General features: G+C 47.2%; 17 protein-coding genes and 4 tRNA genes. 13 read left to right on the top strand and 8 right to left on the bottom strand.

Features of this window, described 5'->3' with window-relative positions; all coding sequences use genetic code 11:
• The first annotated feature begins 71 nt into the window (after positions 1 to 71).
• Positions 72 to 1,070, top strand: a complete 999-nt coding sequence (locus HH301_RS08585) for a zinc-binding dehydrogenase (RefSeq protein ID WP_169568492.1) — start codon at positions 72 to 74, stop codon at positions 1,068 to 1,070.
• A 60-nt stretch (positions 1,071 to 1,130) separates the two neighbouring features.
• Here the strand turns inward: HH301_RS08585 and HH301_RS08590 are convergent, their stop codons facing one another.
• On the bottom strand, positions 1,131 to 1,451 hold the full coding sequence (locus HH301_RS08590; protein WP_169568493.1) for an ArsR/SmtB family transcription factor: 321 nt from the start codon (positions 1,449 to 1,451) through the stop codon (positions 1,131 to 1,133).
• A gap of 797 nt (positions 1,452 to 2,248) precedes the next feature.
• Here HH301_RS08590 and HH301_RS08595 point away from each other — a divergent pair.
• A complete protein-coding gene (locus HH301_RS08595) occupies positions 2,249 to 2,956 on the top strand; it encodes a cell wall hydrolase (protein ID WP_169568494.1) in 708 nt (235 codons plus the stop codon).
• Positions 2,957 to 2,974: 18 nt separating this feature from the next.
• Here the strand turns inward: HH301_RS08595 and HH301_RS08600 are convergent, their stop codons facing one another.
• The 7 genes from HH301_RS08600 to rlmB form a co-directional block, all read right to left on the bottom strand.
• Positions 2,975 to 3,859: a DMT family transporter gene (locus tag HH301_RS08600; RefSeq protein WP_169568495.1), complete on the bottom strand. Its 885-nt coding sequence runs from the start codon at positions 3,857 to 3,859 to the stop codon at positions 2,975 to 2,977.
• An 89-nt stretch (positions 3,860 to 3,948) separates the two neighbouring features.
• The gene (cueR, locus tag HH301_RS08605; RefSeq protein WP_169568496.1) at positions 3,949 to 4,359 is read right to left on the bottom strand and encodes a Cu(I)-responsive transcriptional regulator; all 411 of its coding nucleotides are present in this window, start codon (positions 4,357 to 4,359) and stop codon (positions 3,949 to 3,951) included.
• 20 nt (positions 4,360 to 4,379) lie between these two features.
• A complete protein-coding gene (locus HH301_RS08610) occupies positions 4,380 to 6,722 on the bottom strand; it encodes a heavy metal translocating P-type ATPase (protein WP_169568497.1) in 2,343 nt (780 codons plus the stop codon).
• 82 nt (positions 6,723 to 6,804) lie between these two features.
• Positions 6,805 to 8,679 (bottom strand): ATP-binding protein, encoded by a 1,875-nt coding sequence (locus HH301_RS08615; RefSeq protein ID WP_169568498.1) that lies wholly within the window; start codon positions 8,677 to 8,679, stop codon positions 6,805 to 6,807.
• Positions 8,680 to 8,697: 18 nt separating this feature from the next.
• Complete coding sequence (locus tag HH301_RS08620; RefSeq protein WP_169568499.1) at positions 8,698 to 9,246, bottom strand: putative pterin-binding protein; 549 nt, start codon at positions 9,244 to 9,246, stop codon at positions 8,698 to 8,700.
• A 123-nt stretch (positions 9,247 to 9,369) separates the two neighbouring features.
• Positions 9,370 to 9,445, bottom strand: a tRNA-Thr gene (locus HH301_RS08625).
• 84 nt (positions 9,446 to 9,529) lie between these two features.
• Positions 9,530 to 10,381, bottom strand: coding sequence for a 23S rRNA (guanosine(2251)-2'-O)-methyltransferase RlmB (gene rlmB, locus HH301_RS08630; RefSeq protein ID WP_169568500.1), 852 nt, complete (start codon positions 10,379 to 10,381; stop codon positions 9,530 to 9,532).
• A 162-nt stretch (positions 10,382 to 10,543) separates the two neighbouring features.
• Here rlmB and HH301_RS08635 point away from each other — a divergent pair.
• From HH301_RS08635 to rpoB, 11 genes are all read left to right on the top strand, one after another.
• Positions 10,544 to 10,628 (top strand) — tRNA-Tyr (locus HH301_RS08635).
• A 31-nt stretch (positions 10,629 to 10,659) separates the two neighbouring features.
• A tRNA-Gly gene (locus tag HH301_RS08640) sits at positions 10,660 to 10,733 on the top strand.
• Positions 10,734 to 10,841: 108 nt separating this feature from the next.
• Positions 10,842 to 12,032, top strand: a complete 1,191-nt coding sequence (gene tuf / locus HH301_RS08645) for an elongation factor Tu (RefSeq protein ID WP_169568501.1) — start codon at positions 10,842 to 10,844, stop codon at positions 12,030 to 12,032.
• 96 nt (positions 12,033 to 12,128) lie between these two features.
• Positions 12,129 to 12,204: transfer RNA gene (locus HH301_RS08650), tRNA-Trp, on the top strand.
• Positions 12,205 to 12,280: 76 nt separating this feature from the next.
• Positions 12,281 to 12,478, top strand: a complete 198-nt coding sequence (gene secE / locus HH301_RS08655) for a preprotein translocase subunit SecE (RefSeq protein WP_169568502.1) — start codon at positions 12,281 to 12,283, stop codon at positions 12,476 to 12,478.
• Between the two features lies 1 nt (position 12,479).
• Positions 12,480 to 13,031: a transcription termination/antitermination protein NusG gene (nusG, locus tag HH301_RS08660; RefSeq protein ID WP_169568503.1), complete on the top strand. Its 552-nt coding sequence runs from the start codon at positions 12,480 to 12,482 to the stop codon at positions 13,029 to 13,031.
• Positions 13,032 to 13,115: 84 nt separating this feature from the next.
• A complete protein-coding gene (gene rplK, locus HH301_RS08665) occupies positions 13,116 to 13,544 on the top strand; it encodes a 50S ribosomal protein L11 (RefSeq protein ID WP_169568504.1) in 429 nt (142 codons plus the stop codon).
• 4 nt (positions 13,545 to 13,548) lie between these two features.
• Positions 13,549 to 14,241: a 50S ribosomal protein L1 gene (gene rplA, locus HH301_RS08670; protein WP_169568505.1), complete on the top strand. Its 693-nt coding sequence runs from the start codon at positions 13,549 to 13,551 to the stop codon at positions 14,239 to 14,241.
• Between the two features lie 263 nt (positions 14,242 to 14,504).
• On the top strand, positions 14,505 to 15,014 hold the full coding sequence (gene rplJ, locus HH301_RS08675) for a 50S ribosomal protein L10 (protein ID WP_169568506.1): 510 nt from the start codon (positions 14,505 to 14,507) through the stop codon (positions 15,012 to 15,014).
• Positions 15,015 to 15,075: 61 nt separating this feature from the next.
• The gene (gene rplL / locus HH301_RS08680; RefSeq protein ID WP_169568507.1) at positions 15,076 to 15,453 is read left to right on the top strand and encodes a 50S ribosomal protein L7/L12; all 378 of its coding nucleotides are present in this window, start codon (positions 15,076 to 15,078) and stop codon (positions 15,451 to 15,453) included.
• Positions 15,454 to 15,723: 270 nt separating this feature from the next.
• Positions 15,724 to 19,818 (top strand): DNA-directed RNA polymerase subunit beta, encoded by a 4,095-nt coding sequence (gene rpoB / locus HH301_RS08685; protein ID WP_169569544.1) that lies wholly within the window; start codon positions 15,724 to 15,726, stop codon positions 19,816 to 19,818.
• Positions 19,819 to 19,862: the final 44 nt, after the last annotated feature.

Below are 19,862 nucleotides of genomic sequence, written 5' to 3' on the forward strand. Positions count from 1 at the left end.
TACCTTTCGAGGTCTACTTTCCAGTCACATGATTGTAGGCTGGTTGAAAAGTTTGTGGAGTGGAGGGGCTTGTGACCGGTTTACAGAGTAAAGGAATTGTATGTGAAGAGCTATCGGGCCCAACTGCATTACGGCTTGATCAGTTTTGCGTACCGGAGCCTGGCCCAGAAGATGTCTTGGTAGAGGTGAAAGCTGCCTCGTTGAATTTTCCAGACTTGCTAATGACTTACGGAAAATATCAATTCAAACCAGAACTTCCTTTTGTTATTGGGATGGAGGGTGCAGGAGAGGTTATTGGAGTTGGTGCTGGCGTTGGGGGTTATCGGGTTGGTGACGCTGTTCTATTTCGAGGAAAAACAGGAGCCGTTTCGCAGTTTAAATTGTGCTCAACCTCAGATATTTCCTGCTTGCCCAGAACTTTATCCTTTGAAACTGGTGCCGCCTTCGGTGTCACCTTTCAGACAGCCTATGTTGCGTTAGCTAAAAGAGGAGGCCTTCGTGCCGGAGAGACACTTGTTGTGTTCGGCGCAGGTGGTGGCGTAGGGCAAGCAAGTGTTGCTGTCGGAAAAGCCCTCGGTGCAACCGTCATCGCATGCGCAAGTGATGAAGATAAACTTGAAATTGCCAAAAACTCGGGAGCGGATTTTCTTATAAATTATAAAACGGAAAACCTTGTTCAAAAAATACTGGAGCTTACAGGTGGCGATGGAGTGGATATCGTACTTGATCCTGTGGGAGGGCAACTGCTGGAGGAAGCCGTTCATTGTTTATCGTGGCAGGGACGATTATTGATCGTTGGGTTCGCTGGCGGCTCTTTTGGAAAGCCCGATTTGGCTACAATTCAAAATAAGGGGCTGGCACTTATTGGAGTCCGGGCAGGAGAGTATGGCCGTCGAAACCCGTTTGCAGGGCAAAAAGCCATGGAGGAGCTACTGAAGCTCACTGAAAAGCATGAATTGCAGCCATATGTGGGAAAGGTATGGGCGTTTAAAGACACGCCACGTGCCCTGAGAGATATGGAGGCACGGAAGGTAGTCGGAAAACAGGTTGTTACAATATCGTCCTGTTAGCAGGAAGAGGTAGTATAGCACTACCTCCTCCTTGAAAAGCTTGACTGCTAGCAGAGTTACTTAAGCAACGTCAGCCAAAGATTCGTCTTCACCTAGAAAAATATCATAAAGAACTTCCAGAACGTCGATGACACTCTCGTCGTCCAGAGAGTAATAAATTGTCTGGGCTTCCCGGCGAGTTTTGACAATCTCCTCCTTGCGGAGACGTGCAAGATGCTGAGACAAAGCCGACTGGCTAAGGCCAACAATTTTCTCAAGTTCACCAACTGAGCGTTCTGCATCTACAAGATTGCAGAGGATCAGCAACCGATGCTTGTTTGACATAGCTTTCAGGAAGCGACTTGCTTCGAGAGCTTTGCTTTGAAGAGCAGTAATATCCATAAACTTTACCAATTACTTAAATGTGAAACAAATTCAACATAGCTGATATAACAAATTTCTACATTGATGCAAGCAAAACAAAGCCGAAAACCTAAAAAAAGTGATTTATGCTATATAAATCACACGTTTGCGGAAAATTTAGGCAAAATCAATTCTAACAAATTAGGACAAATAAACGCGTAAAATTGACCGCTTCGGAATTTACGGCTAGCACTTTAGTCTTAGGTAACTGGAAATAGTTGCATGACGCAACACTTCTTTAGGTTTAATTCAGCATGCGCTAAAAAGTTGATTGAACTCAAATCAAACCGGCTTAATCGCAAATAGAAGTTAAGTTGTTGATAATATGCAACTAATTATCAAATTCGCCAACGGCTTTCCTTTAAACATCATTGAGAATAGACTGTCAACGATTCTCCATAAAACTGTGATGCATGTCTCATTTTGTTAACTTTTAAGCTTATTATTAATGATCTATGTAACCGGTTAAAGTGGTTTATTGGGTTTACTGATTTGGCCTCCTCCATGTGTATTAAGCCTCAGAAATTAAAAGAATTATTCGTATTTTGGGGTGCGATTTTGGGACTTATATGTCACACGAAATCGCAAGGCACTTCACATTTTCCCGATATAAATGGTTAACAAATCACTTAAATTAGTGCTTCTTTATCCCATATCTGGGTGATGAACCAGTTGCATGAAATTTGGTATAGTTAGAACATCTCGAACGGAAGTGCTCAGGGCGACTTGAGTGAGGAAACGGTAGAGGCGTAATTTTACCGGATTACGGAATTCAAATGTTGAAAAACTTGGTTACAGCAATGACCGGACATAAAGCAGGTGTCCTGATAGGTGGCTTCGCTATAATGTTAGCCATGTCCGTAACCCTCTTTCTGATATTTACTGTCGGAGGAAGGGATGCTAGCCTGCAGCAGGCTTATCTTACATCTCGTTATAATGTTTCAACACCATCTGAGTTAGAGTCAAAACTGGCCGGGCTCGGAGGAATTTCTACGAGTAACCGTGCGGTCTTAAAAGACTTGGATATGCCGGATTTCAATAAGACGAAGGTTTCTTTTGACTCTATCGACTTGTTTGATCGGGTTTTTACCCGCCAAGAGCTTTGCCTCGCTCAAGCCGTCTATTTCGAAGCGCGTGGAGAGCCTCTTCTGGGGCAAGTCGCGATTGCTGAAGTGGTTCTCAACCGTATCGCAAGCAAGCGCTATCCAAACACTGCTTGTAAAGTTGTGTTTCAAAATCAGCATATGAAAAATCGGTGTCAGTTCTCTTTTGCTTGCGATGGCAAGACTGATCGCCCACGGGATATCAAATCCTGGGAGCAGGCTTTGAAAGTTGTATCTCTGGTCTTGTCAGGAGAGAGAAGCGGTGTGGCTCGTCAGGCAACTCACTACCATGCTTCATATGTAGCTCCAAGATGGCGTAAGCATCTCGACAAGGTTGGTGAGGTTGGGCGCCATATATTTTACAGATCTGGTTTGATCTAAGGTTTTGAAAGGCTCCAGTTAGGAGCCTTTCGCACGTTGCAGCCGGCGTGAGTTGGTTGTGTAGAGCGTGTGCGCTGCTAACGTAGAAATGACAAGCGCTCCGCCGATAAGGGTTTCAGCAGCTGGTTCCTCCCCGATTATCAACCAAACCCAGATGGGCCCCAAGAAAGATTCCAATAACATTAACAAGCTGACTTCTGCTGCCGGGATATAGCGGGGGCCTATCGTTATCAAGCCAAATGCAATCGGTAGCACAAAAACGCCTAGCAGGATTAGATATGCTAAATCTGCGGTGCTGACAGTTACAGAGGTAGTCAGCATTAGGGAAAACAGAGCAATCATTATGCCGCTAACCCCCAGAGTGGGAACCATATCCATTGATCTAGCAACTCGAACAGTCGTGATATGACTTGCGATAGCGATTGCAGCCCCTAAGGCATAAAGATCACCAATAATCTGTTCCCCTGAAAGACTACCTTTAAAAATGTACGCAATCCCACCTGTGCTTATGAGAATGGCAATCCAGGTAGAAGGACTTATTTTTTCCTTGAGGAAAATGAGTGAAATAAGCGCTGAAACCAAGGGTGCGGTCGCAATAATCACCAGAGTGTTGGCAACGGTGGTATTATGAAGTGCAGATACAAAGCAGATTGTACTGAGAGCAAAACAAAAAGCTGCCTGCAATCCCCTTGTGCCTGTCGTAAGAGTTCGCTCAATGGCCCCTTTGCCATATCTTAGGATGTAAAACCCAAAGATTCCGATAGAGAAGAAGATCCCCCGCCAAAAGAGGAGGGTCCATGTATCAGCGTTTATGAGACGGACTAGAAGTCCATCAGGCGTTAAAACAAGAACGCCAAGTGCGGTGAGGAGTGTACCCTTAAGATGGGTGGGGAGGCTTTGCATGAGGAACTCGGTTAAGGATGTTTGAGTAATGGCCTTAAACAAGTTTCGAAGTTTGGGCAATAGAAGCTTTTAAAGAAAATTATTTTCCATCAAAGTTGCTGATCCTGGTTGGTATCTACAGCTGCTAGCGTCTCAAGGATAGGACAATCTGGCCGGTTGTCTCCATGGCAGGACAAAACAAGTGTATTGAGCATTGATTTCATCGCAGTTAATTCCGCAATCCGCTTATCTATTTCCTCTATCTTGCGGGAGGCTAACGATTTCACCTCCCGGCTTGTCCTGTTTTTGTCAAGATAGAGCGAAAGCAAGGATCTGCACTCTTCTATCGAAAAACCAAGTTTTCTTGCGCTGGATAAAAATGTCAGGCAGTGAACATCCTCGTCTGAGTAATCTCTGTAACCATTTTCAGATCGAGCTGGGACGACCAGGTTTATGTCTTCGTAATAGCGGATCGTTTTGGCTGGCAGTTTAGATAACTTAGAAGCTTTTCCGATATTCACGGGCTATCCCTTCTAGAAAACTATAGTTGCTTAAATCTAAGACGAAGTGCGTTAGTGATGACACTGACTGACGATAAGGACATCGCAGCCGCCGCAATCATCGGTGAAAGCAACGTCCCAGATATTGGGTAAAGCACCCCTGCTGCAATAGGAATACAGATTGCATTGTAGCCAAATGCGAAGACCAGGTTTTGGCGAATGTTGGACATCGTTATTTGCGAAAGTTTGAACGCCTTTTCAATACCCGCTATATCCCCTTTCAGCAGAGTAATTCCTGCACTTTCAAGACTAACATCTGAACCTGTGCCCATGGCTATTCCAACATCTGCTTTTGCGAGGGCAGGGGCATCGTTCACACCGTCACCTGCCATTGCGACTTTATGACCAAGAGTTTGGTATTCTTCCACCAGGCTTTTCTTGTCCCCAGGTAAGACGTTGGCTCTGACTTCAGTTATTCCGAGTTGGGAAGCAACGTATTTAGCTGTCCCCTCGTTGTCGCCTGTTGCCATCACGATGTTGATGTTTCGTGCTCGCAAGCTTTTGAGCATTGCCGGTGCAGAAGGCTTAATCTGGTCTGAAATGAAGAACAAACCAATAATGGCTTCGTTTCTAGCCAAGAAGAGTACTGTTTTCCCCGATCCTTCTGCGGCTTCGGCAGATTGGTTTGTCGCGTCCAGCGATACTTTTTTCTGCTCCATAAGGCGCTTGTTGCCGAATAATAGGTTGTCGCCCTCCAGTTTTGCTTGGACACCCATCCCTGAGACGTTCTGGAAATCTGTTACAGGGGCCGGGCTAATTTTTCCCTCTTCAGCTGCGTCCAACAATGCGATTGCTATCGGGTGTTCTGAGCCTTTTTCGAGCCCGGCTGCAATTGCCAAAAGATCTGCTTCTGAAATCCCATCAATAGATTTAGTTTCATCCAAGGCGGGTCTACCAACGGTCAAAGTTCCGGTCTTGTCGAGAATGATCGTGTCAACTGTTTCCAACTGTTCAAGGGCGGCGGCTTCCTTAACGAGAACCCCGACTTGTGCTCCGCGTCCTGTCGCAGTCATGATGGACATTGGAGTTGCAAGGCCGAGGGCGCAAGGACACGCGATGATGAGGACCGCTACGGCTGATAGCAGAGCATGAACGAGTTTTGGGTCCGGGCCCCAGATTGCCCAGATTGCAAAGGATAGGATTGCGCTTAGAACAACCGCAGGAACGAAGTAGCCCGCAACTTTATCAGCGAGGCCCTGTATCGGGGCTCGTGAACGTTGAGCTGATGCGACCATATCAACGATCTTTGAAAGTAAGGTATCCGCACCTACTTCAATGGCTTCCATAATGAAGGATCCGTCTTTGTTGACAGTTCCTGCGATGACTTTATCTCCTGAGGCCTTGTCTACTGGGATGGCTTCACCGGTTAGCAGGCTTTCATCCAGACTTGAGTTTCCCTCGAGAATTACGCCGTCAACCGGAATGCTTTCCCCGGGTCTAATACGAACTTTATCTCCTGCCAGGATGTTTTCGACAGGGACATCACGCTCGGTACCGTTCGCATTAATTCGGCGAGCGGTTTTTGGTGCAAGATCAATGAGCGCGCGGATTGCGGCTCCTGTTTTTTCCCTTGCTTTCAGTTCCAGAATTTGTCCCAGGAATACCAAAGCAATGATTACCGCTGCGGATTCAAAATATACCGGTACTTTTCCACTGGGCAGTTGAAAGCTTGCTGGTAAAATTGACGGAAATAATGTGGCTATAACGCTGTATAGATAGGCCGCTCCAACCCCAATGGCGATCAAGGTCCACATATTTGGGCTTTTGTTCAGAATTGAACTCCATCCCCGTTTGAAAAACGGCCATGCAGCCCAGACAACAATAGGTGTCGCAAGAATGAGCTCAACATAGGCACTTAAATACGGGGGTAAAACTCCATCGAGAGAAAGTCCTACCATAGGTGCCATCGCAATGATGACAAGCGGGATGGCAAGAATAGTGGATACCCAGAAACGACGTGTAAAATCAATTAACTCTGGGTTTGGGGCATCATCAGGAACACCCATCGGTTCAAGCGCCATACCGCACAAGGGACAATCAGCTGGATGGTCTTCAACAATTTCTGGGTGCATTGGACAGGTATATAGGGTTCCTTTGGGCGCGGCTTTGGCCCGTCGTTTATTAGAACCAGTGAGATAAAATTCTGGATCTGCAGAAAATTTCTCCTTGCAGCCTTTCCCGCAGAAATGATGAGTTTCTCCCATATATTCGAAGCGCGGCTTATCCTTCGTCAGATCAACGGTCATTCCACAGACAGGATCAATAGCAAATCCTTCGTTCTTCTGAGACTCGGCTGTTTCGGGTTGGTTTGGCTGCTTTTCCATCTCAAGAATATTCCTTCCGGCTGGGGATCTAGCCTACTACATATTCCTTCCAGTTACTGGAAGGTCAAGGGTAATTCAAGAATTAGGTGTTGGGATGTAGCATCCGATGAACTTGGGTCGCGAGTTCACTGCGCTGGAAAGGCTTGCTCAAGAGGATATTATCTGAATCCCATTCTGACGTTTCTTTACTCGAAATCGTTGCTTCTGCAGGATATCCAGACATGTAAAGAACTTTGGCCCCATTAATCACCGTTTTATTGGCAGCAATAAAGTCTGGGCCAGTCATGCCACCTGGTAAAACCACGTCTGACAAGATGAGCGCAATATCTTCGCGCGTGGATAAGTAGTTTAACGCATCCTCTGTGCTCCTGGCGAGCAAGACGTTGTAATTTAATGACCTAAGGAGATTGTAGGTTAGTTTTAGAACGTCAAGATCATCTTCCAAGATCAGGATCGTCTCGTCATTCCCTTTTGGGAGATCTCCCGCATCAGTTGACGAGGTGTCATGCTTTTGACTCTCTGAACTTTTTGGAAAATACATACTTACAGATGTACCGATACCTTTTTTGCTTTCGATATCAATACCTCCGCCAGTTTGCTTGACGAAGCCGTAGACCATCGAAAGTCCCAGACCTGAGCCTTTGCCAACTTCCTTGGTCGTAAAAAACGGCTCAAACGCGTGTGACTTAACTTCATCGGTCATTCCGACACCATTATCGGAAACGGTCATTTGAATGTAGTCACCTGGCTCAAGCTCTCCAGATTGGATTAGTAGACCCTTTTCAAGATGTATATTTTCAATCTTGATAAGAAGCTCGCCTCCTGAAGGCATGGCTTGTCTTGCATTTACGGCCAGATTGAGGAGTGCGTTTTCGAGTTGCCCTGTATCCACATTTGTCAGCCATGGGTCCTCTGAAAGATCCATAGATACTTCGACCGTCTCACCCAAAGATCGGTCTAAAAGTTCAGACATGCTGCAAACCAACTCTCCCAAATCAATGGTTTTTGGCTTCAGGGTCTGTTTCCGCGAAAAGGCGAGTAATCGACTAGTTAGTTCTTCTCCACGCCGAGCCGAGCGCAATATGGGGCGCACAAGCTTCTTGTCTTTTTCATTCGCATAATCTTCGAGTAATTCAGCGTTCCCCTGGATAATGGCCAATAGATTGTTAAAATCATGGGCGATGCCACCAGTGAGCTGTCCAACAACTTCCATCTTTTGGGATTGGTAGAGTTTTTCTTCCAGGGAACGGCGCTCCTCAGCTTCAAGCTTTAGACTCTCGTTCGCAATGCTAAGGTCTTTTGTTCTTTCTTCCACCCGTTCTTCCAAATGACGGGTCAAATTGTTCAATGCACGCCGTTCGTTCCAAATAATGATCGCGACCAATAAGCCGGTAAAGCAAATCATAACAATGAGGAGCAAGGTCCAATAGCTGACTTTCTCATAACGACTGTAGAGTGTGGCCGTAATTTCGGTCGCATAATTTGTAGAGATTACAGAGAATCTATAGATTTTGGGAATCAGGATGCGGAATTTTTGGGCAATTTGCTCGGCTTTTTCAGTTTCACCTCTCTTGAGGGTAAGGATTTCTTCCTCAGTCTCCTTCAGAGTCTTAGAGAGTTCCATAATGATTTCTGGAACTTCCTTAAGGTTAGCGAAAGCCTCTCCAACCTTACCAGATGAGATTGTCGCTTCGCGGCTCCAAACGATATCGTATCGGTTTTGGATTTCCTGTTTTTCGATTGTTGAGTTGGGATCGCCAAATTCTTCCAGGCCATAAATCAACTGGATCAACTCATAATTCGCCCGAGATGCAACCCCGATTAGGGTATCCCTGGGAATAGACTCCAGTTTCGCAGAATCTCTCATTACGCCTGTGACCAGCCACATCGCAGAACCTGATAGGACCAAGATTGCTATTCCCAGAACTAAATAGAGATACTTTAGTTTATCGAGCATGGCGTTTGGCTCTCCAATCTATTGGATATTCAACTTAATGAGCTGCCAAATTGATCGTGAATGATAGAGCTCTGTCTTCAATTCAGGTTTATCGGTCCAGGGATAGATAATCCACAAAGGTCCTTTGTCCCGAACAGTCATTGGTTTGCCATTTTTCGTGTAGGCAATGATGACGTCGTGATTTTGAATATCTTCCATCGGGATTTCGACGCTGTAATCGTTAAGCGCGGTTGCTTCTAGAAGTTTTCCATCGGATTTCAGAAATGCCATAAGGTCCTTGATCCTAATACCGGTAAAACTGGTAATCCCATCTGTCCAGGGGGTCTCTGTTTCGATTGTGTATTCTGGAAATGTGCGGATCAGAGGAAGGTCTAAGACAGCTTCCTTCTGGTTGTTGTTGTGAACAGAGATATTTCCTGAAACAGTCAGAAGAATACTTTCGGTGGGTGATTTTAAATCCTCTGCTTTTGTCATCTGGGATAACAGAAGAAAAGGTAGGCACAATAGAAGCCTGCTAAAATGAAAACGGCCCATGTCACTCCCCATATTCTTTACCACGAGTAACATTAGTACTCTCTGCAGCAAATAATTTAAACCCCGATTTAATCTCGTCAGGTAAGAATTTCTGGTCTGCTGTCATGAAAACAAAAAGCCCCGCGCTTGATTACAAGGCGAGGCTTTCTAGAATTCTGGTGCCGCCACCAGGAGTCGAACCCGGGACCTGATGATTACAAATCAACTGCTCTACCAACTGAGCTATAGCGGCGATGTGGGGCGCAAAATAGGCACGACTTTTCAAAAGAGCAAGCAAAAAATTTGAGAAAATAAAAAAATCTTTGAAGCTCTTAATTTAAGCGCTTTTTCGGCTGCTCTTGTGGATCTCGTAAAAGGCGATAGCACCGGCATTAGAGACATTCAAACTTTCAATCTTCGGACTGATCGGTAATTTCGCCAGAAGATCACATTTTTCCTCTGTGAGCCGGCGCAGGCCTTTTCCTTCTGAGCCGAGAACGATTGCAATTTTGTCTGTGCCCTTGATGGCGATGTCCAGTTCCTGATCAGACTTCCCATCCATTCCGATTCGCCAAAAACCGTATTCGGCGAGTTTGTCCATTGCCCTCGCCAGATTGTTCACCCGAATTAGCGGAACCGTCTCCACGGCGCCAGAGGAGGAGCGGGCAAGCACACCTGTAATCGGGGGGGAATGCCTGTCGGGGACAATAAGTGCCGCGATATCAAAAGCTGCTGCCGAGCGGAGTAGGGCGCCGACGTTATGCGGGTCTGTAACCTGGTCAAGTACTGCGACCGCCTGTGTCTGGTGCTTGCAGAGTAGTTCTGGAATATCTTCGATATCCAACTGTGGGAGGGCCGAGGCCTGCAAAGCAATACCTTGATGAATCGCATTTTCAGGCAAGAGCTCAGCGATTTCATGTCCCTGCATCATCTCGATGTTGTTGAGATCTGCCAGGGTTGCCGATTTTTGCGAAAATGCTTCCAGGGACGCCTTGGTAATCACAAGCCGTTTGATTTTCCGAACTGGATTTTCAAGCGCTGCAAGGACAGCATGCTCCCCGTAAAGCCATGCGTCTTTCGGGCTATGCCCGGCAGTTTTCTGCTCCGGGTTACGGGGTGCTTTACCGGATTTGGATCTGCCCGGAGAAAATTTTGATTTTTGGCCCTTAGGCGTCTTGCGTGTTGACATAGCCTCGCTTATATTGCGCAACGCTTCCGGCAACAAGGGGCCTTTTCAGGCGACTTATGAAAAAAGTTGATTTTTTTTGATTTTTTTCGGTTGACTTTGTTGGCGAAATTTCGATAGTGCCGCAACACCTTGCGGTGAACATCGGAAGGTAAATATGGCGTCGGAGGGATGCCTGAGCGGTTAAAAGGGGCGGACTGTAAATCCGCTGGCTATGCCTACGTTGGTTCGAATCCAACTCCCTCCACCATCTTTCGGGATGAGATGACGCAAACGGTTATGCGGGTGTAGCTCAATGGTAGAGCAGAAGCCTTCCAAGCTTACGACGAGGGTTCGATTCCCTTCACCCGCTCCAAAAGTACTGGTCAGTACTCTAAAAGGGACCACGAGATTAATAGACGCTGAAGGGCTGCTTTCAGTGTCTTTGGGCTGTGTGAATTGATAAGTTCAGGACGACAGGAAAATGGCCAAGGAAAAATTTGAGCGTAGTAAACCGCATGCGAATATCGGGACGGTTGGTCACGTTGACCACGGTAAGACGACCCTGACAGCAGCGATTACCAAAGTACTTGCAGAGCAGAGCGGTGGTGCAGCTTTCGCGTTTGACGAAATTGATAAAGCGCCTGAAGAGAAAGCACGTGGTATCACGATTTCGACAGCTCACGTTGAGTATGAAACAGAGAACCGCCACTATGCGCACGTTGACTGTCCAGGTCACGCTGACTATGTGAAGAACATGATCACCGGTGCGGCACAGATGGATGGTGGTATCCTTGTTGTGTCAGCAGCTGATGGTCCAATGCCACAGACACGTGAGCACATTCTGCTGGCTCGCCAGGTTGGCGTTCCTGCGCTTGTTGTTTTCATGAACAAAGTTGACCAGGTTGACGACGAAGAGCTTCTCGAGCTTGTTGAAATGGAAATTCGTGAGCTTCTGAGTGAATACGACTTCCCAGGTGACGATATTCCGATCATCAAAGGTTCTGCTTTGGCAGCTTTGGAAGGTCGTGATGATGAAATTGGTAAGAACGCAATTCTCGAGCTGATGGCAGCTGTTGACGAATACATTCCGCTTCCAGAGCGTGATGTTGACAAGCCATTCCTGATGCCAATTGAGGATGTGTTCTCTATTTCAGGTCGTGGTACAGTTGTGACTGGCCGTATTGAGAGCGGTGTTATCAAGGTTGGTGAAGAGATCGAGATTGTCGGTATCAAAGACACAACCAAGACAACATGTACTGGTGTTGAAATGTTCCGGAAGCTTCTGGATCAGGGTGAAGCTGGTGATAACGTTGGTGTTCTTCTGCGTGGTACGAAGCGTGAAGACGTTGAGCGTGGTCAGGTTCTGGCGCACCCAGGTACAATTACACCACATACAAAATTCAAGGCAGAAGCCTACATTCTGAAGAAAGAAGAGGGTGGTCGTCATACACCATTCTTCACCAACTACCGTCCACAGTTCTACTTCCGGACTACAGACGTAACTGGTGTTGTAACCCTTCCTTCTGGAACAGAGATGGTTATGCCTGGTGATAACGTCACCATGGATATCGAGCTGATTGCTCCGATCGCTATGGACGAAGGTCTGCGCTTCGCGATCCGTGAAGGCGGTCGTACAGTCGGCGCCGGCGTCGTCGTCAGCATCACCGAATAAGGTAAGCCTAGATAGGAAGCTTTCCTTAGATTTCTGAGATTGGCTTAAAGCCGCTGGGGTCAAACCTTGCGGCTTTAAGTTCCGAGGATAACATGTAGGAGTGTAGCTCAATTGGTAGAGCACCGGTCTCCAAAACCGGGGGTTGGGGGTTCGAGCCCCTCCTCTCCTGCCATGTTGTCTTGATCTCTGGAGTGAATTCCTGTATATGCCCGGTTCGACCGGAAATTGAGAATGTTTTTGAGGCACGAATGGCAAAGGTAACACCAGGCGCATTTATCCGCCAAGTCAGGCAAGAATCCGCTAAGGTAACATGGCCATCCCGTAAGGAGACTTTAGTCACGACGGGGATGGTTTTTGTCATGGTTTTTCTGGCTTCCATGTTCTTTTTCCTTGTCGATACAGGTATTCAGGCTGCCGTAAAATTCATTTTGTCTTTGGGGGCTTGATATGACTGAAGTTCAGGGTTCTCCGAAAAAGCGGTGGTACATTATTCACGCCCATTCAGGGGCCGAAAAGAAAGTTGCCCAATCCGTCATGGATCAGGCATTGGCCAAAGGAATGGCTGATAAATTTGAGCAGGTGCTGGTACCAACCGAAGAGGTTGTTGAGGTGCGCCGCGGGCAGAAAGTCAATGCGGAAAGAAAGTTTTTCCCGGGCTACGTCCTTGCTCACATGGAAATGAATGATGAGACCTATCACTTGGTGAAGAATTTGCCAAAGGTGACAGGTTTCCTTGGGAATGGTAACAAGCCACAGCCGATTTCAGAGAAAGAGGCGATGTCTGTCCTGAACCAAGTTCAAGAAGGAATTGATCGTCCGAAACCATCTATCACCTTTGATATCGGTGAAGAGGTTCGCGTTTCAGATGGTCCCTTCGCAACATTTATGGGTGTTGTTGAAGAAGTTGATGAAGACAAAGCGAAGCTCAAGGTTTCTGTTTCCATCTTCGGAAGGTCAACACCGGTTGAGCTTGATTATTCTCAGGTAGAGAAGAGTTAAGAATTTCCGTCCTTGTGACGGGTTTCGTTGTGGGAGGCATTGCCAATGCCGCACCACGACCCCTTTAATTGAATAGGGATAGTTATGGCAAAGAAGATTCAAGGTTATATTAAGTTGCAGGTCCCTGCGGGACAGGCAAACCCTTCACCTCCTATTGGTCCAGCATTGGGTCAGCAGGGCGTGAACATTATGGAATTCTGTAAAGCGTTTAACGCTGCGACAGGTGGCATGGAAGGCGGAATGCCAATCCCAACCCTGATCACAGTTTACGCTGATCGTTCCTTTACCTTCATTACGAAAACTCCTCCTGCATCTTATTTCCTTAAGAAAGCAGCAGGCCAGAAAAAAGGTGGTAGCACTCCAGGTCGTGAGACTGCTGCAACTGTTACTCTGGCGCAGGTTCGTGAAATTGCAGAAGCAAAGATGGTTGACCTTAACGCCAACGATATCGATGCAGCAATTGAGATTATCAAAGGTTCAGCCCGGTCCATGGGCTATGCGGTAGAGGGCTAAGTCGATGGCGAAACTGACAAAGAAACAGAAAGTAGCTGAAGCAGCTATTGATCGCGATAAGCTCTATGGTCTTGAAGAAGCTCTTGAGCTCGTAAAAGCCCATGCAACAGCTAAATTCGACGAAACAGTTGAAATTTCCATGAACTTGGGTGTTGATCCACGTCATGCTGATCAGATGGTTCGCGGCGTTATTCAGCTTCCTAACGGAACAGGTAAAACAGTTCGTGTTGCTGTGTTCGCGCGTGGTGATAAAGCTGAAGAAGCTAAGGCTGCTGGTGCTGATCTGGTTGGTGCGGAAGATCTGATGGAAATCGTCCAGGGCGGACAGATGGACTTCGATCGCTGTATCGCAACACCAGACATGATGGCTATCGTCGGTCGTCTTGGTAAGGTTCTGGGCCCACGTGGTATGATGCCAAACCCAAAACTTGGCACAGTGACACCAAATGTTGGTGACGCTGTTAAAGCTGCTAAGGGTGGCCAGGTCGAATTCCGCGCTGAGAAAACAGGTATTGTTCATGCGGGTCTTGGAAAATCTTCCTTTACCGCTGAAGCATTGAAAGAAAACGTACAGGCGTTTATTGACGCTGTTATGAAGGCAAAACCTTCAGGCGCGAAAGGCCAGTATGTGCGTAAAGTTGCGCTGAGCTCAACAATGGGCCCAGGCGTTAAGCTTGAAATTGCGGAACTTATGTAAGTTCTAAAGAGATTTGCCGCCTTAGGGCGGCAAGTGTCTGAAATTTGGATTTATCCAGATTTCAGCTGTCCAAGACTGCAGGTGTTCGGATCCTTCAGGATCAGAATTTAAGAACATCAGTTGCCTGCATAGACAGGGAAACTAAAGATTTTGCCGAATGGCATTCAGGTGGACCTGGGACAGTAAACGAATTCAGTCTGACTGAATTCATTTTCAACCGGGTTATTTGCATTTGTAGATAGCCTAAAACTTGGAGTTGACGAGTGGACCGATCACAAAAGGAAGCTCTGGTTGCCGAAATGAAAGGCATTTTTGACGAAGCAGCTGTTGTTGTCGTCGCAGAATACAGTGGTTTGACTGTTGCGGAGATGACTGGCTTGCGGACCAAAATGCGTGAAGCGGGAGCCACCTTTAAAGTTACCAAAAATCGGCTGACACGTCTTGCTCTAGATGGCACGGACTACGGTTCTCTTTCAGACAAACTGAAGGGTCCAGTTGGTATCGCTTACTCAAGCGATCCAGTTGCTGCTCCTAAAGTTGTCATGGATTATGCAAAAGAGAATGACAAGTTTGTCGTTATCGGCGGTGCGATGGGTGAAACAGAACTTGACGAAGCTGGTGTCAAGTCTCTGGCGAGCCTTCCATCTCTGGACGAACTCCGTGGAAAACTGGTTGGACTTCTTCAGGCACCTGCAACGAAAGTTGCCGGCGTTGTTCAAGCTCCAGCAGGCCAGTTGGCCCGTGTCCTGTCGGCGAAAGCCGAACAGGGTTAGATGTAGAAGCTACAATTTTAGTTATTTAGAAACCGTAAGGTTTACCTGAGGAGAAAAGAAAATGGCTGATCTCGAAAAGATTGCCGAAGAACTGTCTTCCTTGACAGTTATGGAAGCCGCAGAACTTGCTAAAGTTCTGGAAGAAAAATGGGGCGTTTCTGCTGCTGCACCAGTTGCTGTAGCTGCAGCTCCAGGTGCTGCTGGTGGCGAAGCTGCTGCAGCTGAAAAAGACGAATTTGATGTTATCCTGGCTTCTGCTGGTGACAAGAAAATCAACGTCATTAAAGAAGTTCGCGCAATTACAGGTCTTGGCCTGAAAGAAGCGAAAGAGCTTGTTGAAGGTGCTCCTAAAGCAATTAAAGAAGGTGCTCCTAAAGACGAAGCTGAAAAACTTAAAGAGCAGCTCGAAGGTGCTGGCGCAACTGTTGAACTTAAATAAGTTTAATATGCGCCGTGACCAGCTGGTCGCGATTTTTGTCGGGGAAGGTGGCATTTGCTGCCTTCCCCGCAGCCGCTTTCGGAAAAGGGCGGGTAATCTGACGGGATTTTAAATACGTAAATTCGCTGATTGTTTATATATCAGCACGTTTTTATTGGGTTTTGGGTTTATTTCCTCCATTATGCTTTGGTTGGGAAAAATACAAAGCCTATTTCGGGTCTGCAGGCCTGATATTTATTGGCAATAGAATTACGGGGATTTCGCATGGGCATTTTGCAGTCGTTCACCGGTCGTAAACGCGTTCGCAAGGACTTTGGTCGTATTGAAGCCGCAACGACAATGCCGAACCTGATTGAGGTTCAGAAAACTTCCTACGACGCTTTCTTGATGCAGGATACCGCTCCTGATGAGCGCGGTGATGAAGGTCTTCAAGGCGTTTTTAAATCTGTTTTCCCGATTAAAGACTTCGCGGATACAGCAAGTCTAGAATTTGTTTCATATGAATTTGAACCTCCGAAATATGACGAAGAGGAATGTCAGCAAAGAAGCATGACATTCGCGGCGCCTCTGAAGGCGACCTTGCGTCTGATCGTATTTGAGGTGGATCCAGATACCGAAGCAAAGTCTGTTCTCGATATTAAGGAACAGAGCGTCTACATGGGCGATATGCCCTTGATGACAGACAAAGGTACCTTCATTATTAACGGTACTGAGCGGGTTATCGTTTCCCAGATGCACCGTAGTCCTGGCGTGTTCTTCGATCATGACAAAGGGAAAACACATGCTAGTGGTAAACTTCTGTTTGCAGCTCGCGTCATTCCCTACCGTGGTTCTTGGCTGGACTTCGAGTTTGATGCAAAAGACATCGTGCACGTTCGAATTGACCGCCGTCGGAAATTGCCAGTAACTACATTGTTGCAGGCACTGGATATGACCCATGAGGATATCCTGAACTATTTCTACGACCGGGTGGATTTCAAGCTGGACAAGAAGGGCTGGCGGACACCGTTCAATGTAGAACGTGTACGGGGCAGCCGTCTTCTACGTAACCTGGTTGATGCGAAGACCGAAAAAGTGGTCGCAGAAGCCGGCACCAAGATTACAGCTCGTCAAGCTAAAAAACTTGTTGATGAAGGCTTGGAAGAAATTCTAGTGAGCCATCTTGACTTGATTGGTCGTTTTGTTGCTGAAGACATCATTAATCCAGAAACTGGTGAAGTCTTTGTCGAAGCAGGCGATGAGCTTACTGAACAGTTGATCGATCAGCTGGAAGCTGCTGGTTTCGATGAAATCACTACACTGGATATCGATAACGTCAACGTAGGTCCTTACATTCGCAACACGTTGAAACTCGACAAGAGTTCAACACGTGAAGAAGCGCTGATTGACATTTATCGCGTGATGCGTCCGGGTGAACCGCCAACCGAGGAAACTGCTGAAGCCCTGTTTAATGGCTTGTTCTTCGATGAAGAGCGGTATGATCTGTCCGCAGTTGGGCGCGTTAAAATGAACATGCGTCTTGACCTTGAGGTTGAAGACACTGTTCGCGTCCTGCGTAAAGAAGACATCCTAGAGGTAGTTAAAACACTGGTTCGTCTGAAAGACGGTCATGGTGAAACTGACGATATTGATAACCTTGGTAACCGGCGGGTGCGTTCCGTTGGTGAATTGATGGAAAATCAGTATCGCATTGGTCTGCTGCGGATGGAGCGCGCAATTCGGGAACGGATGAGCTCTGTCGAAATTGACACAGTTATGCCTCACGATCTGATCAACGCAAAACCTGCTGCGGCTGCCGTTCGTGAATTCTTCGGCTCCAGTCAGCTCAGCCAGTTTATGGACCAGACAAATCCGTTGTCTGAAATTACCCACAAACGGCGTCTATCAGCGCTTGGTCCAGGTGGTTTGACACGTGAGCGTGCCGGCTTTGAAGTCCGTGACGTTCATCCAACTCACTATGGTCGTATTTGCCCAATTGAAACTCCTGAGGGTCCAAACATTGGTTTGATCAACTCTCTGGCAACATTCGCACGTGTAAATAAGTATGGCTTTATTGAAAGCCCTTATCAGCGTGTCGAAAGCGGAAAGCTGACAGGCGAAGTTAAGTACCTTTCCGCGATGGAAGAGAGCAAGCATACGATTTCCCAGGCCAACGCGGCTTTGGATGAAAGTGGCCAGTTCACAGAAGACTTCGTCCGTTGTCGGGCGCAGGGTGAATATGTTGTGGCGAAACCTGAAGATGTTACTTACATCGACGTGTCGCCAAAACAGCTTGTATCTGTTGGTGCGTCACTTATTCCGTTCTTGGAAAACGATGATGCGAACCGTGCATTGATGGGTTCAAACATGCAGCGTCAGGCTGTCCCTCTTCTGAAAGCCGAAGCCCCGTTCGTGGGTACAGGAATGGAAGAGCGTGTTGCGCGTGACTCTGGTGTTGCAACTGTTGCAAAACGAGGTGGTATTGTTGATCAGGTGGATGCGACACGTATTGTGATCCGGGCTGATGAAGCAGACCTGACTAAATCAGGTGTTGATATCTACAATCTACTGAAATTCCAACGCTCCAACCAGAACACTTGTATCAACCAGCGTCCACTGGTGAAGGTGGGTGATCGAGTTGAAGCTGGTGATATCATTTGCGATGGTCCATCCACGGATCTTGGTGAATTGGCTCTCGGCCGGAACGTGCTCGTCGCGTTTATGCCATGGAACGGTTACAACTTTGAGGATTCAATCCTTATTTCCGAACGGATCGTGAAAGACGACGTCTTTACATCTATCCATATCGAGGAATTCGAAGTTGACGCCCGGGATACTAAGCTTGGCCCAGAAGAAATCACACGCGATATTCCAAACGTTGGTGAAGAAGGTCTGAAAAATCTCGACGAGGCAGGTATCGTTTATGTTGGTGCTGAAATTCAGCCAGGCGATATTCTGGTCGGTAAGATCACACCAAAAGGCGAAAGCCCAATGACACCTGAGGAAAAACTTCTTCGGGCTATTTTTGGTGAAAAAGCTTCCGACGTTCGTGATACATCACTTCGCCTGCCACCAGGTGTTGCAGGTACAGTTGTTGAGGTTCGTGTCTTTAACCGTCATGGTGTTGAAAAAGACGAACGTGCACTGGCGATCGAACGTGATGAGATTGAACATCTGGCAAAAGACCGTGATGACGAAAAAGCAATTCTGGAGCGGACAATCTATGACCGATTGAAAGGCTTGCTGATCGATCAGGTTGTTGCTGGTGGTCCAAAAGAGTTCAAAGCCGGCGACAAAATCTCTTCTGAAGCATTGCTCGAATTGCACCCAGGTGTCTGGTGGCAGATCAGTGTTGAAGACGATGCTGTCATGGTGAACATCGAAGCTCTCAAAAAGCAGTATGATGAAGCAATTGGTCGTCTGCGGGCTCGATTTGAAAACAAGGTGGACAAACTGCAGCGCGGTGATGAGCTTCCTCCAGGGGTCATGAAGAAGGTCAAAGTCTTTGTCGCTGTGAAGCGGAAACTGCAGCCTGGTGATAAAATGGCTGGCCGTCACGGAAACAAAGGTGTGATCTCTCGGATCCTTCCGGAAGAAGACATGCCTTATCTGGAAGATGGTAAGCCGGTTGATATCGTGCTGAACCCGCTGGGTGTGCCATCTCGAATGAACGTTGGACAGATTCTGGAAACTCACCTCGGATGGGCGAGCCATGGTATCGGTGTTCAAATCAATGAGATGATGGGCCGTATTAATCGCGGTGCCAAAGATCTGGAGCCTCTGAAGGCGAAACTGAAAGAAGTCTATGGCGACGAAGAGTATGACGCCAAGATGTCAGATATGTCTGATGAGCAGTTCACAGAACTTGGTGAAAACCTGAGAAATGGTGTGCCGATGGCCACACCGGTATTCGATGGTGCCCAAGAAGCTGACATCAACCGTCTTCTGGAGGTTGCTGGACTGGATACGTCTGGTCAGGTAACGCTGGTGGATGGTCGTACAGGTGAGAAATTTGCTCGGCCTGTGACTGTCGGTTACATCTATATGCTGAAACTGCATCACCTTGTGGATGATAAAATCCACGCTCGGTCAATTGGTCCATACAGTCTGGTTACTCAGCAGCCGCTGGGTGGTAAGGCTCAGTTCGGTGGCCAGCGCTTTGGTGAGATGGAGGTTTGGGCATTGCAGGCATATGGTGCAGCCTATACGCTACAAGAAATGCTGACCGTTAAATCTGACGACGTGGCTGGACGGACGAAAGTCTATGAAGCCATTGTTCGTGGTGACGACACATTTGAAGCCGGTATTCCAGAAAGCTTCAACGTGTTGGTCAAAGAAATGCGGTCCCTGTGCCTAAATGTGGAACTGTCACAAATCGGTTACTAGGCGGTGTGCTCCGGTTTCGGCCGGAGCCATCAACAGTTAAAATT

The sequence above is a fragment of the Sneathiella limimaris genome (assembly GCF_012932565.1).
In the GTDB taxonomy this organism is placed as follows: Bacteria; Pseudomonadota; Alphaproteobacteria; order Sneathiellales; family Sneathiellaceae; genus Sneathiella; species Sneathiella limimaris.

Excerpts from the sequence above, each read along its gene's own strand:
- HH301_RS08620 (WP_169568499.1), bottom strand. The coding sequence starts at position 9,246 with ATGTTACTCGTGGTAAAGAATATGGGGAGTGACATGGGCCGTTTTCAT.
- tuf (WP_169568501.1), top strand. The coding sequence starts at position 10,842 with ATGGCCAAGGAAAAATTTGAGCGTAGTAAACCGCATGCGAATATCGGG.
- rlmB (WP_169568500.1), bottom strand. The coding sequence starts at position 10,381 with ATGTCAACACGCAAGACGCCTAAGGGCCAAAAATCAAAATTTTCTCCG.
- secE (WP_169568502.1), top strand. The coding sequence starts at position 12,281 with ATGGCAAAGGTAACACCAGGCGCATTTATCCGCCAAGTCAGGCAAGAA.
- rplK (WP_169568504.1), top strand. The coding sequence starts at position 13,116 with ATGGCAAAGAAGATTCAAGGTTATATTAAGTTGCAGGTCCCTGCGGGA.
- rplL (WP_169568507.1), top strand. The coding sequence starts at position 15,076 with ATGGCTGATCTCGAAAAGATTGCCGAAGAACTGTCTTCCTTGACAGTT.
- nusG (WP_169568503.1), top strand. The coding sequence starts at position 12,480 with ATGACTGAAGTTCAGGGTTCTCCGAAAAAGCGGTGGTACATTATTCAC.
- rplA (WP_169568505.1), top strand. The coding sequence starts at position 13,549 with ATGGCGAAACTGACAAAGAAACAGAAAGTAGCTGAAGCAGCTATTGAT.
- HH301_RS08600 (WP_169568495.1), bottom strand. The coding sequence starts at position 3,859 with ATGCAAAGCCTCCCCACCCATCTTAAGGGTACACTCCTCACCGCACTT.
- HH301_RS08590 (WP_169568493.1), bottom strand. The coding sequence starts at position 1,451 with ATGGATATTACTGCTCTTCAAAGCAAAGCTCTCGAAGCAAGTCGCTTC.
- HH301_RS08615 (WP_169568498.1), bottom strand. The coding sequence starts at position 8,679 with ATGCTCGATAAACTAAAGTATCTCTATTTAGTTCTGGGAATAGCAATC.
- HH301_RS08610 (WP_169568497.1), bottom strand. The coding sequence starts at position 6,722 with ATGGAAAAGCAGCCAAACCAACCCGAAACAGCCGAGTCTCAGAAGAAC.
- HH301_RS08595 (WP_169568494.1), top strand. The coding sequence starts at position 2,249 with ATGTTGAAAAACTTGGTTACAGCAATGACCGGACATAAAGCAGGTGTC.